This window comes from Methylocella sp. (assembly GCF_044226135.1).
GTDB lineage: Bacteria > Pseudomonadota > Alphaproteobacteria > Rhizobiales > Beijerinckiaceae > Methylocapsa.
This window is the reverse complement of the sequence record NZ_JBGAHM010000003.1, coordinates 22,868-36,351: the sequence shown is the minus strand read 5'-3', so window position 1 is coordinate 36,351 and position 13,484 is coordinate 22,868. Positions and strand designations below refer to the sequence as shown.

Sequence of the window (13,484 nt, the reverse complement as noted above, 5' to 3'; positions counted from 1 at the left end):
GTTTGCGCTTCCGCCGGCAACGAAACTCGGATAAAGCTCGGGGCCCATGGCGCGGTACATCTTCATCACCGGCGGCGTGGTGTCTTCGCTCGGCAAGGGTCTCGCTTCAGCGGCGCTCGGCGCGCTGCTTCAGGCGCGCGGCTATACGGTCCGCCTGCGCAAGCTCGACCCCTATCTCAACATCGACCCGGGGACGATGAGCCCCTATCAGCACGGCGAAGTGTTCGTCACCGACGACGGCGCCGAGACTGACCTCGACCTCGGCCATTACGAGCGCTTCACCGGCCGGCCGGCGATGCGCGACGACAACATCACCACCGGCCGCATCTATCAGGACATCATCGCCAAGGAACGGCGCGGCGACTATCTCGGCGCGACGGTGCAGGTCATTCCGCACGTCACCAACGCCATCAAGGATTTCGTGCTCGCCGGCAATGACGGGATCGACTTCGTGCTGGTCGAGATCGGCGGCACGGTCGGAGACATCGAGGCGCTGCCGTTCTTCGAGGCGATCCGGCAGCTCGGCAACGACCTGCCGCGCGGCCACGCCATTTACATCCATCTGACGCTGCTGCCCTATATTCCGAGCGCCGGCGAACTCAAGACCAAGCCGACCCAGCATTCGGTCAAGGAGCTGCGCTCGATCGGCGTCCAGCCGCAGATTCTGCTCTGCCGCACCGACCGCGAGATCCCGCGCGAGGAGCGGCGCAAGCTCGGCCTGTTCTGCAACGTGCGCGAGAGCGCGGTGATCGAGGCGCGCGACGTCGAGTCGATTTATGACGTGCCGCGGGCCTACCACGCCGCCGGCCTCGACCAGGAGGTGCTCGCCGCCTTCGGCATCGAGCCCGCGCCCAAGCCCGACATGAGCCGCTGGAACGCGGTGATGGAGCGGGTCGCCAATCCCGAAGGCGAAGTGACGATCGCCATCGTCGGCAAATACACGGGCCTCAAGGACGCCTACAAGTCGCTGATCGAGGCGCTCGCCCACGGCGGCATGGCGAATCGGGTCAACGTCCGCATCGACTGGATCGAATCGGAAATCTTCGAGAGCGACGATCCCGCCGCCCACCTCGATCACGTCCACGGGATTCTGGTGCCGGGCGGCTTCGGCCAGCGCGGCGCCGAAGGCAAGATCCTCGCGGCGCGCTTCGCGCGCGAGCGGCGCGTGCCCTATTTCGGCATCTGCTTCGGCATGCAGATGGCTGTGATCGAGGCGGCGCGCGCGCTCGCCCATGTCGAAAACGCCAACTCCACCGAATTCGGCCCGACCAGCGAGCCCGTCGTCGGCCTGATGACGGAATGGATGCGCGGCAACGAGCTCGAAATCCGCGCGGCCGGCAGCGATCTTGGCGGCACCATGCGGCTCGGCGCCTACAAGGCGCGCCTCGAACCGGGCTCGAAGATCGCGTCGATCTACGGCGACACCGAGATTTCCGAGCGGCATCGCCATCGCTACGAGGTCAACACCGCCTATCGCAGGACGCTCGCCGAAAAGGGGCTGATCTTCGCGGGCCTTTCGCCCGACGGGCTCCTGCCCGAGACGATCGAGCTCGAAGGCCACCCCTGGTTCATCGGGGTGCAGTTCCACCCCGAGCTCAAATCCCGTCCCTTCGAGCCGCATCCGCTGTTTGCGAGCTTCATCGCGGCCGCGCTGGAGCAGTCGCGGCTCGTCTGACCGCTGCGAGGATCAACGTCATGGAGCTGCGCCGCCTCGGCCGCACTGACCTGAAGGTTTCGGCGATCTGCCTCGGCACCATGACATGGGGCCAGCAGAATGACGAGGCCGACGGCCATGCGCAGCTCGACTACGCCTTCGGCCATGGCGTGAATTTTCTCGACACCGCCGAGATGTACGCCATTCCGCCGAAGCCCGAGACTCAAGGAACGACGGAGCGGATCATCGGCAGCTGGCTCGCCGCGCGCAAGAATCGCGACAAGGTGATCCTCGCCACAAAAGTGTCCGGCCGCGGCTCCGCGAACTGGCTACGCGAAGGCGGCGCGACGACCGAACTCGACGCGAAAAACATCCGTTTCGCCGTCGAGGGATCGCTGCGGCGGCTTCAGACCGACTATATCGACCTCTACCAGCTGCACTGGCCCGACCGGCCTCTGCCTCTCTTCGCCGAACGCACGACGACCTTTCACGGCCTCAGGCGCGGGCCCGAACACCCGATCGAGGCGACGCTCGAGGCGCTCGACGATCTGGTCAGGGCCGGCAAGGTCCGCCATGTCGGCCTGTCGAACGAGACTTCGTGGGGAACGATGCGCTTCCTCGCGGCGGCGGAGGCGGGCAGGGGGCCGCGCGTGGCCTCGATCCAGAACGCCTACAATCTCGTCAACCGCACCTTCGAGATCGGCCTCGCCGAAATCGCCTTGCGCGAAGACGTCGGGCTGCTCGCCTATTCGCCGCTGGCGCAAGGTTATCTCACCGGCAAATATCAGGGCGGGGCGCGTCCGCCGGGCGCCCGCACGACGCTTTTCGGGCGCGGCCAGCGTTACGAGAAGCCCGGCGTCGAGGAGGCGATCGACGCCTATCTCGCCCTCGCCAGAGAATTCGGGCTCGACCCCGCCCAGATGGCGCTGGCCTTCGTGACCTCTCGGCCCTTCGTGACGTCGAACATCATCGGCGCGACGACCATGGCGCAGCTTGAGGCCGACATCGCCTCGATCGACGTGAACATTCCGCCGGAGCTCGAAGACCGCATCAACGCGATCCACCACACCCGCGGCAATGTCGCGCCTTGAGCGTCATCCCCGCCCGCGATAGGGCGGCACGCCCTGATCGGGCAGCCAGAGCCCTGCGGGCGGCGCGCCGGTCTGCCAGAACACGTCGATCGGGATGCCGCCGCGCGGATACCAGTAGCCGCCGATGCGCAGCCAGCGCGGCGCGAGGGCGGCGACGAGATCCTTCGCCACCTTGACCGTACAGTCCTCGTGGAACGCGCCGTGATTGCGAAACGACCCGAGATAAAGCTTCAGCGACTTTGATTCGACGAGCCAGTCGGCCGGCGCATAGTCGATCATGAGCGTCGCGAAGTCGGGCTGCCCGGTCACGGGACAGATCGACGTGAACTCAGGCGCGGCGAAGCGCGCGAGATAAAGCGCGTCTGGGTGCGGGTTCGGCGCCCGCTCCAGAACCGCCTCGTCGGGAGACGCCGGGGCCTGCGCCGCAACGCCCAGCAGGCTCACGCCCGTCCGCACCTTAACCATGTTTCGCCTCTGTTCCCGCGACGCCCCCGGCTTCGCCCATAATGAACTGCGTCGCCGGGCGCAATCATTGCGCATTCGTTTTGCCGCGGCGACCGGCGCTGAAAGTATGTCTTGATAGTTTTGTCTTTTGATAACATATTCTGATATCTGTTATCGTGATATCAGAATGACGATATGTCGTCTTTCGGCGCAGGCGGGCGGCATGGCTGAGGAAAGACTGTCGAAGGATCAGATCGTCGACGCTGCGGAGGCGGCGCTGCGGCGATTCGGGCTGGCCAAGACGAGCGTCGTCGACGTCGCCCGCAGCCTCGGGGTCACCCATGGCGCGCTCTATCGCCATTTCGACGGAAAGGCCGACATCGTCGACGCCGTCTCCGCGCGCTGGCTCGAACGGATCAACGGCCCGCTCGCGGTCATCGCCGCGGAGACGGGGCCGGCGGCCGAGCGGCTGCGGCGCTGGTTCGACGTGCTGATCGCGTCACAGACCGCGCAGGCGCAGAACGACCCGGAGCTGTTTTTGGCTTTCGCGGAAATGGCCAGGCGCGACAGCCGCTGCGTCGCCGCGGAGCTCGAACGGCGCGCGACCCATGTCGCAAAGATCATCGACGACGGACGCGCGCAGGGCGCGTTCAACGCGCCGAACCCGGTCGAAGCCGCTCATGCGCTGCTTGACGCCGCGACGAAATTTCTGGCGCCGGACCATGTCGCCGACTGGCGCAAGCCGGAGGCGGCGGCGCGCTTCGACGCGGCGTTCAGGCTTCTGCTTCAGGGTCTTGCGACCCGCTGACGGCCCGGCCCCGGGGCAGGACGGTCTCAGCGTGACGCCATCCGCCGCCATTTTGCGTGCAGCTTGCGCGTGATCGCGGCGACGCGCGCTTCATGCGCGGCCCAGAACGACCGGCTCGCCGCCTCCGTCCCCCGCCGCGCGGTCGGGCGATAGGCGAAGGAGCGGGGCGCGGCCGGCGTGACGCCGACGGAGGCGGGAATGACGGCCCCCGTCGCATGCGGCGAACCGACGGCGGCGAGATGCGCCCGCGCCCGGCCGCAATAGGCGACCGAAAGCGGCGTCATGCGCTCTTCGCCGTGTCCGGCGCGATATTTCATGAGCGTGCGGCAGAGATCGCCGCCGGCGAGCCGCCAGGCGCCGGCGAGATAGGCGACGCCGTAGCGGATATTGACCTCGGGCCGCGCGAGCTCGGCGTCGTCGCCGCGAAATCCCAGCATGGCGGCCGTCTGCGGACGCACCTGCATCAGGCCTATCTCGCCCACGCCGCCGATCACGGTCGGGTCATAGCCGCTTTCCACGGCGACGACGGCGTCGGCGATGTCGGCCGGCAGGCCCGCTTTGGCCGCCTCGCGCAGCAAAATGCCGCGATAGCGGCCGCGGGGGCTCGCCGCGTCGGGCTCGACCGAGGTTTTGGCGTTTTCACGCGGAGCGGCGGCGGGCGAAGCGTCTTCTTCGGCCGGCCGGGGGACAGGCGCCGGCGCGTCGGCGGGCGAGGATTGGGCCGCGCCGGCGACGCCGAGCGCCAAAACGCAGCCGAGCGCCGCGATCAGGCGTTTCATCCGGGTTGGCCGCGTCACGCAATGTCTTCGCCGCATGTCCAAAATCGCCTTGTCCCCGGGCCGGCGACGCCGACGCCAGAGCGCGCTCCCGACCAGAATCATCCGCCGCGACGGCGTGGCGCCGCGCGTGGCCCCTGCAATTTATTCCGTTCAAGCTAAAAATTTCCAAGCGTCGCCTTCGCTTCAAGACCTTTTGTCCGGCGGAGCTTCGTCGTAAAAGCCCTGAGTCATTCCAACGCCCCTACAAGAAACCATCCCCGGACACCATCCCAAGGAGCCGCCATGACCGCGATCATCGACATCGCCGCGCGCGAAATTCTGGACAGCCGCGGCAATCCGACCGTGGAAGTCGACGTGACGCTGGAAGACGGGTCGCACGGCCGCGCGGCCGTCCCGTCGGGCGCCTCCACCGGCGCGCATGAGGCCGTCGAGCTGCGCGACGGCGACAAGTCGCGCTACGGCGGCAAGGGCGTGCTCAAGGCGATCGAAAGCGTCAACCGCGACATCTTCGAGGCGCTGAGCGGGCTCGAAGCCGAGGATCAGGGCAAGATCGACCAGATCATGATCGACCTCGACGGCACGCCGAACAAGTCGAAGCTTGGCGCCAACGCCATTCTCGGCGTCTCGCTCGCCGTCGCCAAGGCGGCGGCCGACGCCGCCGCCCTGCCGCTCTATCGTTACGTCGGCGGCGTCTCCGCCCATGTGCTGCCCGTGCCGATGATGAACATCATCAACGGCGGCGTGCACGCCGACAATCCGATCGACTTCCAGGAGTTCATGATCCTGCCCGTCGGCGCCGACTCCGTCGCCGAGGCCGTGCGGTGGGGCGCCGAGATCTTCCAGCTGCTGAAGAGCCAGCTCAAGAAGGCGGGCCACAACACCAACGTCGGCGACGAAGGCGGCTTCGCGCCCAACCTGCCGTCCGCCGAGGCCGCGCTCGACTTCTGCATGCAGGCGATCGAGGCCGCGGGCTTCACGCCCGGAGACGACGTTTTCCTCGGCCTCGACTGCGCCTCGACCGAATTCTTCAAGGACGGCGCCTATGTCTACGCCGGCGAGGGCGCGACCCGCTCGCCCGAGGAGCAGGCGCGCTATCTCGCCAAGCTCGCCGCCGCCTATCCGATCGCCACGATCGAGGACGGCATGTCCGAGGACGACTGGGCGGGCTGGAAGGCCGTCACCGACCTGATCGGCGCAAAAGTCCAGCTCGTCGGCGACGATCTGTTCGTGACGAACGTCACCCGGCTCGAGGACGGAATCAGGAAGGGCGTGGCGAACTCGATTCTCGTCAAGGTCAACCAGATCGGCTCGCTCACCGAGACCCTCGCCGCCGTCAGCATGGCGCAGCGCGCCGGCTACACGGCGGTCATGTCGCATCGCTCGGGCGAAACCGAGGATTCGACCATCGCCGACCTCGCCGTCGCGACCAATTGCGGGCAGATCAAGACCGGCTCGCTCGCCCGCTCCGACCGCACGGCGAAATACAACCAGCTGATGCGTATTGAAGAAGAACTCGGGTCGCAGGCCGTCTACGCCGGCCGCAACGCGCTCAAGGCCCTGGCCTGACGACGGAAAGCGGGCTCTTTCGCCCGGCGCGGGCGGCGGCGGGTCGTTAACCCGCCGCTAACCCTCTGGTGCGAAGGTCGCCGGCATGGTCATCCGCCGGCGCCTGCGCGCAATTTTCTTCCCGCTCTTTCTTTATTGCGTCTCCGGCGCCGCGGCCGGCTATTTCGTCTGGCACGCCCTCAACGGCGAGCGCGGCCTCAAGGCCAACGACGAGCATCAGGCCAGGATCGCGCAACTGCACGGGCAGCTCGACGCCCTGAAGGCGGAAAGCGCCACGTGGCGGCGGCGAATCGATCTGGTGAACGGGGCCATCGTCGATCGCGATCTGCTCGACGAGCAGGCGAGGGTCGTGCTGGGGCGCGCCGACAAGAATGATCTGGTCGTGATGTTGCCGTCGAAATAAGCGGGCGCGCCGGCGTGCCGCGCGTCGATTCGCCTTGGCGAAACCCGCCGCCTGACAGCAGCTTATGATCTAAGGCGCACGTACGAACCACGAACATCTGCAAAAATTTAGTCGGCGCGGCGCTCGCAATCGAGCCCTAGCTGCGCTAGCCTCCTGCTCGAGAAGCGCCCGCGCGTCATCGCAGGAAAGAGCCCGAATGGCCGACGCATCAAGCCCCACTCCGGCGACGGAACCCCTCGCCGACAAGCCGGCCCCGCCTCCCTTCTCCAAGGACGACGACGTCAAGGCCTACCGAGAAATGCTGCTCATCCGGCGTTTCGAGGAAAAGGCCGGCCAGCTCTACGGCATGGGGCTCATCGGCGGCTTCTGCCATCTCTACATCGGCCAGGAGGCCGTCGTCGTCGGCGTCATGATGGCGGCCAAGGCCGGCGATCAGACCATCACGAGCTATCGCGACCACGGCCACATGCTCGCCTGCGGCCTCGATCCGAAGAGGGTCATGGCCGAGTTGACCGGCCGGCGCGGCGGCCTGTCGAAAGGCAAGGGCGGCTCGATGCACATGTTCTCCAAGGAGAAGAACTTCTATGGCGGCCATGGCATCGTCGGCGCGCAGGTGCCGCTCGGGACCGGGCTCGCCTTCGCCAACCGATATCGCCAGAACGGGCTCGTCTGCTACACCTATTTCGGCGACGGCGCGGCCAATCAGGGGCAGGTCTATGAAAGCTTCAACATGGCCGAACTCTGGAAGCTTCCGGTGATTTATATCGTCGAGAACAACCGTTACGCGATGGGCACGTCGGTCACGCGCTCCTCGGCGATGAAGGATTTCTCGAAGCGCGGCCAGAGCTTCAACATCCCCGGGGAGCAGGTCGACGGCATGGACGTCCGCGCCGTCAAGGCGGCGACCGAGCGCGCGCGGGAGTGGGCCGCCAGCGGCGCCGGCCCGATGATTCTCGAGATGCAGACCTACCGTTATCGCGGCCATTCCATGTCGGACCCGGCCAAGTACCGCAGCAAGGAGGAAGTCCAGAAGATGCGCGAGGAGCATGACCCGATCGAACAGGTCAGGGCCAGGCTGCTCGGCGACCATGCGGCGACCGAGGACGAGCTCAAGGCCGTCGACGCGGACGTTCGCGCCGTGGTCGCGGAGGCGGTCGATTTCGCCTCGCACGACCCCGAGCCTGAGTCGTCCGAGCTCTGGACGGACGTTCTGAAATAGGCCCGGCGAGGGGTTCCGCCAAGACTCGCGGCGAACGCTCGCGGCGCGCGAGGAGATTTCAGGAAAACCCGATGGCGACCAATATTCTGATGCCCGCGCTTTCGCCCACGATGGAGCAGGGCAAACTTGCCAAATGGCTGAAAAAGGAAGGCGACGCCGTGAAATCCGGCGACGTGCTCGCCGAAATCGAAACTGACAAGGCGACGATGGAGGTCGAGGCGGTCGACGAGGGCACGCTGGCCCGAATCCTTGTGCCCGCAGGCTCCGAGAACGTCGCGGTCAACACGCCGATCGCCGTTCTCGCGGCTGACGGCGAAGACGCGGCCTCGGCCGCGGCGCCGGCGGCCAGCGGCGCAGCCGCCAATGGCGCAACCGCGCCCGAGCCGCCGATGGCCAAGCCCGCGCCCGAATCCGCCGCCCCCGCGACCCCGGCCGTCGCGCCGCCGCTGACGCGCGCCCCCGAAGTTCCAGAGGGAACCGAATTCGTCCCGCAGACGGTGCGCGAGGCGTTGCGCGACGCCATGGCCGAAGAAATGCGGCGCGACGACAGCGTGTTCGTCATGGGCGAGGAGGTCGCCGAATATCAGGGCGCCTACAAGATCACGCAGGGGCTTCTGCAGGAGTTCGGCGACCGCCGCGTCGTCGACACGCCGATCACCGAGCACGGCTTCGCCGGGCTCGGCGTCGGGGCGGCCATGGCCGGCCTGCGCCCGATCGTGGAATTCATGACCTTCAACTTCGCCATGCAGGCGATGGACCAGATCATCAATTCGGCCGCCAAGACGCTTTACATGTCCGGCGGGCAGATGGGTTGCCCGATCGTGTTTCGCGGCCCCAACGGCGCCGCGGCCCGCGTCGCCGCCCAGCACAGCCAGGATTTTTCGGCCTGGTATTCCAATGTTCCCGGCCTGTCCGTCGTCGCGCCCTATAGCGCGGCCGACGCCAAGGGCCTGCTGAAGAGCGCGATCCGCGATCCGAACCCGGTCATCTTCCTCGAAAACGAGATTCTCTACGGCCACAGCTTCGACGTGCCGAAGCTCGACGATTTCACCGTGCCGATCGGCAAGGGCCGGATCGCGCGGCCCGGCAAGGACGTCACCATCGTTTCGTTCTCGATCGGCATGATCTATGCGCTCAAGGCCGCCGAAGAGCTCGCCAGGGAAGGCGTCGAGGCGGAGGTCGTCGACCTGCGCAGCATCCGGCCGATGGACACCGAGCTCATCGTCGATTCCGTGAAGCGGACAGGGCGCTGCGTCACGGTGGAGGAGGGCTGGCCGCAAAGCGGAGTCGGCGCCGAGATCATCGCCGTTCTGATGGAGCAGGCCTTCGACTATCTTGACGCGCCGGTCGCCCGGATCTGCGGCAAGAACGTGCCGATGCCCTACGCCGCCAATCTCGAGAAGCTCGCGCTGCCGAACGTCGGCGAGGTCGTCGCCGCCGCGAAGGCCGCGCTCTACATCTGACCCGCCGCCGCATCGTCGCCACCGCAAGGGACTCCGGCCCCGTCTCGTGACCGGCGTTCAGCTCGCATCAAAGAGCCTCCCATGCCCGTCAACATCCTGATGCCCGCGCTGTCGCCGACCATGGAAAAGGGCAATCTCGCCCGATGGCTGAAGAAGGAAGGCGACAAGGTGAAGTCCGGCGACGTGCTCGCCGAAATCGAAACCGACAAGGCGACGATGGAGGTCGAGGCGGTCGACGAGGGCACGCTGGCCAGGATCCTTGTGCCGGACGGGACGGCCGACGTCGCGGTCAATGAGGTGATCGGCGTCATCGCGGGCGACGGCGAGGACGCGTCCGCCGTCGCGGCGCCGGAAAAATCGGCCACGGCGCCAGAAAAATCCGCCGCTCCGGCGACGCCGCCAGCCGCTTCGCCGCCAGCCGCGGCGCCCGCTCCCGCTGCGGACGGCGGCGGGAAGGCCCGGCTGTTCGCTTCGCCGCTGGCGCGCCGCGTCGCGAAGGCAGAGGGCCTCGATCTTTCGTCGATCAAGGGCAGCGGCCCGCATGGCCGTATCGTGGAGCGCGACGTGAAAGCGGCGCTCGCCGCGCCAAGACCCGCGCCCCAGGCGGCCGCGGCGGCGCCTGGGCCTGCGCCCAAACCATCCGCTCCGCCCTCGGCGCCTTCGCCCGTCTCCGACGAAACGGTCAAGAAATTCTACGCGCCGGGCTCCTACGAAGAGATCGCGCATGACACCATGCGCAAGACGATCGCCCGCCGCCTCGTCGAGGCGAGCCAGACGATCCCGCATTTCTATCTCTCGGTCGACTGCGAGCTCGACGCGCTGCTCGCCCTGCGCGAAACGGTGAACGCGCAGGCGCCCAGGGACAAGGACGGCAAGCCAGCGTTCAAGATTTCGGTCAACGACTTCATCATCAAGGCGCTGGCGCTCGCGCTCATGCGCGTGCCCGAAGCCAATGTGACCTGGACCGAAAGCGCGATGCTCAAGCACAGGCAGGCCGACGTCGGCGTCGCCGTGTCGATCCCCGGCGGCCTGATCACGCCCGTGGTCCGCGCCGCGGACACGAAATCCCTGTCGGCGATCTCGCGCGAGATGAAGGATTTCGCCGCGCGGGCCAAGGCCCGCAAGCTGAAGCCCGAGGAATATCAGGGCGGCTCCTCGTCGGTGTCGAACCTTGGCATGTTCGGGATCAAGAATTTCTCGGCGATCATCAACCCGCCGCAGGCCTCGATCCTCGCCGTCGGCGCGGGCGAGAAGCGCGTCGTGGTCAAGGACGGCGCGCCCGCTGCGGCGACGCTGATGAGCGTCACGCTCTCGACCGACCATCGCGCCATCGACGGCGCGCTTGGCGCGGAGCTGCTCGACGCGTTCAAATCCCTGATTGAGCGTCCGATGAGCATGCTGGTCTGACCCTCCGGCGCGCGGCCGCAGGCCGGACCCCGGCCGTCTTTCATTTCATCGAGAGAACGCATCATGGCCGACCCTTATGACGTTCTGATCATCGGCGGAGGTCCGGGCGGCTATGTCGCCGCCATCCGCGCCGCCCAGCTCGGATTGAAGACGGCGGTCGTCGAACGCGAGCATCTCGGCGGCATCTGCCTCAACTGGGGCTGCATCCCGACCAAGGCGCTGCTGCGTTCGGCGGAAATCTTCCATTATCTGGAGCACGCCAAGGACTATGGGCTGTCGATCTCGGGGGAGGCCAAGGCCGATCTCGCCGCCGTGGTCAAGCGCTCGCGCGGCGTCTCGGCGCAGCTCAACGCCGGCGTCGCCTTCCTCATGAAGAAGAACAAGGTCGACGTCATCTGGGGCGAGGCGACGATCGCCAAACCCGGCGAGGTCTCGGTCGCCGCCACCAAGAAGGCGATCGTCCAGCCGCAGAACCCGATTCCGAAGGGCGTTCTGGGCGAGGGCGCCTATCGCGCCAAGAACATCATCGTGGCGACCGGGGCGCGGCCGCGCGCCCTGCCAGGCCTCGAGCCCGACGGCGAGAAGATCTGGACCTATTTCGAGGCGATGAAGCCGCCGGCCTTCCCCAAAAGCCTGATCGTCATGGGCTCGGGCGCGATCGGCATCGAGTTCGCCTCTTTCTATCGCACGCTCGGCTCCGACGTCACCGTCGTCGAGGTGTTGCCGCAGCTTCTCCCCGTCGAGGACTCCGAGATCGCCGCGCTCGCGCGCAAGCGTTTCGAAAAGCAGGGCATGAAGATCCTGACGTCGACCAAGGTCACAAGGGTCGACAAGTCGGGGGAAGGCGTCACGGCGACGCTCGAGGACGACAAGGGCAAGGTTTTGACGCTCAAGGCGGAGCGGATGATTTCCGCCGTCGGCGTCGTCGGCAATGTCGAGGCTCTCGGGCTCGAAGCCGCGGGCGTCGCGATCGAGCGCGGCGTGATCAAGATCGACGGCCTCTGCCGCACCAATGTCTCGGGAATCTACGCCATCGGCGACGTCGCCGGTCCGCCGATGCTCGCGCACAAGGCCGAGCATGAGGGCGTGATCTGCGTCGAAGCCATCGCCGGGTTGCATCCGCACGCCATGGACAAGCTGATGATCCCCGGCTGCACCTATTGCAATCCGCAGATCGCCTCCGTCGGCCTCACCGAGGCGAAGGCGAAAGAGGCGGGCTATGAGCTCAAGGTCGGGCGCTTTCCCTTCATCGGCAACGGCAAGGCCATCGCGCTCGGCGAGCCGGACGGCCTCGTCAAGACCATTTTCGACGCCAAGACGGGCAAGCTCCTCGGCGCGCATATGGTCGGCGCGGAGGTCACCGAACTGATTCAGGGTTTCGTCGTCGCCATGAATTGCGAGACCACCGAGGAAGAGCTCATCAACACGGTGTTCCCGCATCCGACGCTCTCGGAGACGATGCACGAAAGCGTGCTCGACGCTTATGGGCGCGTCGTCCACACCTGAGCGCAACCGGCTCCATCCTTCGGCGGTATGGCCGCGCGTGAAATCGCCGCTATATTCAGTGGGACGCCGGAGTGAGCGGGACGCCGGGACTTTCGAGGCTCCGGCCGGCCTCGTTTCATAAGGCGCCCAAGTTTCGCCGAAAACAGGATTGCGCATGGCTTCCGAGGATCTGATCGAAAAGCGTCCGGGGGAAGCGCGTCATCCCGAAAAGGCGCATCGGCCCGACCAGCCGACGGCGCTGCGCAAACCCGACTGGATCAGGGTCAAGGCGCCCGGCTCGCCGGAATGGGCGGCGACGAACAGCATCGTCAAGCAGCACAAGCTCGTCACCGTCTGCGAGGAAGCCGGCTGCCCGAACGTCGGCGAGTGCTGGGCGAAGAAGCACGCGACCTTCATGATCATGGGCGACACCTGCACGAGAGCCTGCGCCTTCTGCAACGTGCGCACCGGCCTGCCGCGCGCGCTCGACGCCGACGAGCCGCGCCGCGTCGCCGACGCCGTGGCTAGGCTCGGCCTGTCCCATGTCGTCGTCACCTCCGTCGACCGCGACGATCTCGCCGACGGCGGCGCGTGGCATTTTGCGCAGGTCATCGCCGCGATCCGCGCCGCGAGCCCCGGAACGACCATCGAGATTCTGACGCCGGACTTTTTGCGCAAGCCCGGCGCGCTTGAAGTCGTCGTCGAGGCGAAGCCCGACGTCTTCAACCATAATCTCGAGACGGTCGCGTCGAAATATCTCTCGGTTCGGCCCGGCGCGCGCTATTTCCACTCGATCCGGCTTCTGCAGCGGGCGAAGGAGCTCGATTCGACCCTTTTCACCAAATCCGGCATCATGGTCGGGCTTGGCGAGGAACGCCACGAAGTGCTCCAGCTCATGGACGACCTTCGCAGCGCCGAGGTCGATTTCATGACCATCGGGCAATATCTCCAGCCGACGAAAAAACACCATGCGGTGGCGCGTTTCGTCACGCCGGAAGAATTCGCCTCCTATGCGGAAATCGGCCGCGCCAAGGGATTCCTGCTCATGTCCGCCTCGCCGCTGACGCGGTCGTCGCACCACGCCGGCGAGGATTTCGCCAGGCTCAAGGCGAAGCGTCTCGCCACGCCCTTGCGGACGCCCGGAAGCCTCGCTAGATCAGGCTGA

Annotated in this window: 12 protein-coding genes; 10 read left to right on the top strand and 2 right to left on the bottom strand. The window is 66.8% G+C overall.

What is annotated here, in order from left to right:
- Positions 1-46: 46 nt before the first annotated feature.
- On the top strand, positions 47-1,675 hold the full coding sequence (locus tag ACILRB_RS02310) for a CTP synthase (protein WP_395664688.1): 1,629 nt from the start codon (positions 47-49) through the stop codon (positions 1,673-1,675).
- 20 nt (positions 1,676-1,695) lie between these two features.
- Entirely contained in the window at positions 1,696-2,745 is a 1,050-nt protein-coding gene (locus ACILRB_RS02305; protein WP_395664687.1) for an aldo/keto reductase, read from the top strand.
- A 3-nt stretch (positions 2,746-2,748) separates the two neighbouring features.
- Here ACILRB_RS02305 and queF read toward each other — a convergent pair whose 3' ends face one another.
- Positions 2,749-3,210, bottom strand: a complete 462-nt coding sequence (queF, locus tag ACILRB_RS02300) for a preQ(1) synthase (protein WP_395664686.1) — start codon at positions 3,208-3,210, stop codon at positions 2,749-2,751.
- 202 nt (positions 3,211-3,412) lie between these two features.
- Here queF and ACILRB_RS02295 point away from each other — a divergent pair, with 202 nt between their 5' ends.
- Positions 3,413-3,997, top strand: coding sequence for a TetR/AcrR family transcriptional regulator (locus ACILRB_RS02295; protein ID WP_395664685.1), 585 nt, complete (start codon positions 3,413-3,415; stop codon positions 3,995-3,997).
- Between the two features lie 26 nt (positions 3,998-4,023).
- Here the strand turns inward: ACILRB_RS02295 and ACILRB_RS02290 are convergent, their stop codons facing one another.
- Positions 4,024-4,776 carry a lytic transglycosylase domain-containing protein gene (locus tag ACILRB_RS02290; protein WP_395664684.1) on the bottom strand — a complete coding sequence of 251 codons (753 nt, stop codon included), beginning with the start codon at positions 4,774-4,776 and terminating at the stop codon, positions 4,024-4,026.
- Positions 4,777-5,058: 282 nt separating this feature from the next.
- Here ACILRB_RS02290 and eno point away from each other — a divergent pair, with 282 nt between their 5' ends.
- From eno to lipA, 7 genes are all read left to right on the top strand, one after another.
- Positions 5,059-6,342, top strand: coding sequence for a phosphopyruvate hydratase (eno, locus tag ACILRB_RS02285; RefSeq protein ID WP_395664683.1), 1,284 nt, complete (start codon positions 5,059-5,061; stop codon positions 6,340-6,342).
- Positions 6,343-6,427: 85 nt separating this feature from the next.
- Entirely contained in the window at positions 6,428-6,745 is a 318-nt protein-coding gene (locus tag ACILRB_RS02280) for a septum formation initiator family protein (RefSeq protein WP_395664682.1), read from the top strand.
- 196 nt (positions 6,746-6,941) lie between these two features.
- Positions 6,942-7,964: a pyruvate dehydrogenase (acetyl-transferring) E1 component subunit alpha gene (gene pdhA / locus ACILRB_RS02275; protein ID WP_395664681.1), complete on the top strand. Its 1,023-nt coding sequence runs from the start codon at positions 6,942-6,944 to the stop codon at positions 7,962-7,964.
- Positions 7,965-8,035: 71 nt separating this feature from the next.
- Entirely contained in the window at positions 8,036-9,427 is a 1,392-nt protein-coding gene (locus tag ACILRB_RS02270) for a pyruvate dehydrogenase complex E1 component subunit beta (RefSeq protein WP_395664680.1), read from the top strand.
- Positions 9,428-9,508: 81 nt separating this feature from the next.
- Positions 9,509-10,834 carry a pyruvate dehydrogenase complex dihydrolipoamide acetyltransferase gene (locus ACILRB_RS02265; RefSeq protein ID WP_395664679.1) on the top strand — a complete coding sequence of 442 codons (1,326 nt, stop codon included), beginning with the start codon at positions 9,509-9,511 and terminating at the stop codon, positions 10,832-10,834.
- 63 nt (positions 10,835-10,897) lie between these two features.
- The gene (gene lpdA / locus ACILRB_RS02260) at positions 10,898-12,340 is read left to right on the top strand and encodes a dihydrolipoyl dehydrogenase (protein ID WP_395664678.1); all 1,443 of its coding nucleotides are present in this window, start codon (positions 10,898-10,900) and stop codon (positions 12,338-12,340) included.
- 154 nt (positions 12,341-12,494) lie between these two features.
- Positions 12,495-13,484, top strand: a complete 990-nt coding sequence (lipA, locus tag ACILRB_RS02255; RefSeq protein WP_395664677.1) for a lipoyl synthase — start codon at positions 12,495-12,497, stop codon at positions 13,482-13,484.

What these genes read in the sequence shown, in the direction of transcription:
- lipA (WP_395664677.1), top strand. Translation starts at nt 12,495, where the DNA reads ATGGCTTCCGAGGATCTGATCGAAAAGCGTCCGGGGGAAGCGCGTCAT.
- queF (WP_395664686.1), bottom strand. Translation starts at nt 3,210, where the DNA reads ATGGTTAAGGTGCGGACGGGCGTGAGCCTGCTGGGCGTTGCGGCGCAG.
- ACILRB_RS02305 (WP_395664687.1), top strand. Translation starts at nt 1,696, where the DNA reads ATGGAGCTGCGCCGCCTCGGCCGCACTGACCTGAAGGTTTCGGCGATC.
- ACILRB_RS02295 (WP_395664685.1), top strand. Translation starts at nt 3,413, where the DNA reads ATGGCTGAGGAAAGACTGTCGAAGGATCAGATCGTCGACGCTGCGGAG.
- pdhA (WP_395664681.1), top strand. Translation starts at nt 6,942, where the DNA reads ATGGCCGACGCATCAAGCCCCACTCCGGCGACGGAACCCCTCGCCGAC.
- ACILRB_RS02270 (WP_395664680.1), top strand. Translation starts at nt 8,036, where the DNA reads ATGGCGACCAATATTCTGATGCCCGCGCTTTCGCCCACGATGGAGCAG.
- ACILRB_RS02280 (WP_395664682.1), top strand. Translation starts at nt 6,428, where the DNA reads ATGGTCATCCGCCGGCGCCTGCGCGCAATTTTCTTCCCGCTCTTTCTT.
- ACILRB_RS02265 (WP_395664679.1), top strand. Translation starts at nt 9,509, where the DNA reads ATGCCCGTCAACATCCTGATGCCCGCGCTGTCGCCGACCATGGAAAAG.
- lpdA (WP_395664678.1), top strand. Translation starts at nt 10,898, where the DNA reads ATGGCCGACCCTTATGACGTTCTGATCATCGGCGGAGGTCCGGGCGGC.
- ACILRB_RS02310 (WP_395664688.1), top strand. Translation starts at nt 47, where the DNA reads ATGGCGCGGTACATCTTCATCACCGGCGGCGTGGTGTCTTCGCTCGGC.
- eno (WP_395664683.1), top strand. Translation starts at nt 5,059, where the DNA reads ATGACCGCGATCATCGACATCGCCGCGCGCGAAATTCTGGACAGCCGC.
- ACILRB_RS02290 (WP_395664684.1), bottom strand. Translation starts at nt 4,776, where the DNA reads ATGAAACGCCTGATCGCGGCGCTCGGCTGCGTTTTGGCGCTCGGCGTC.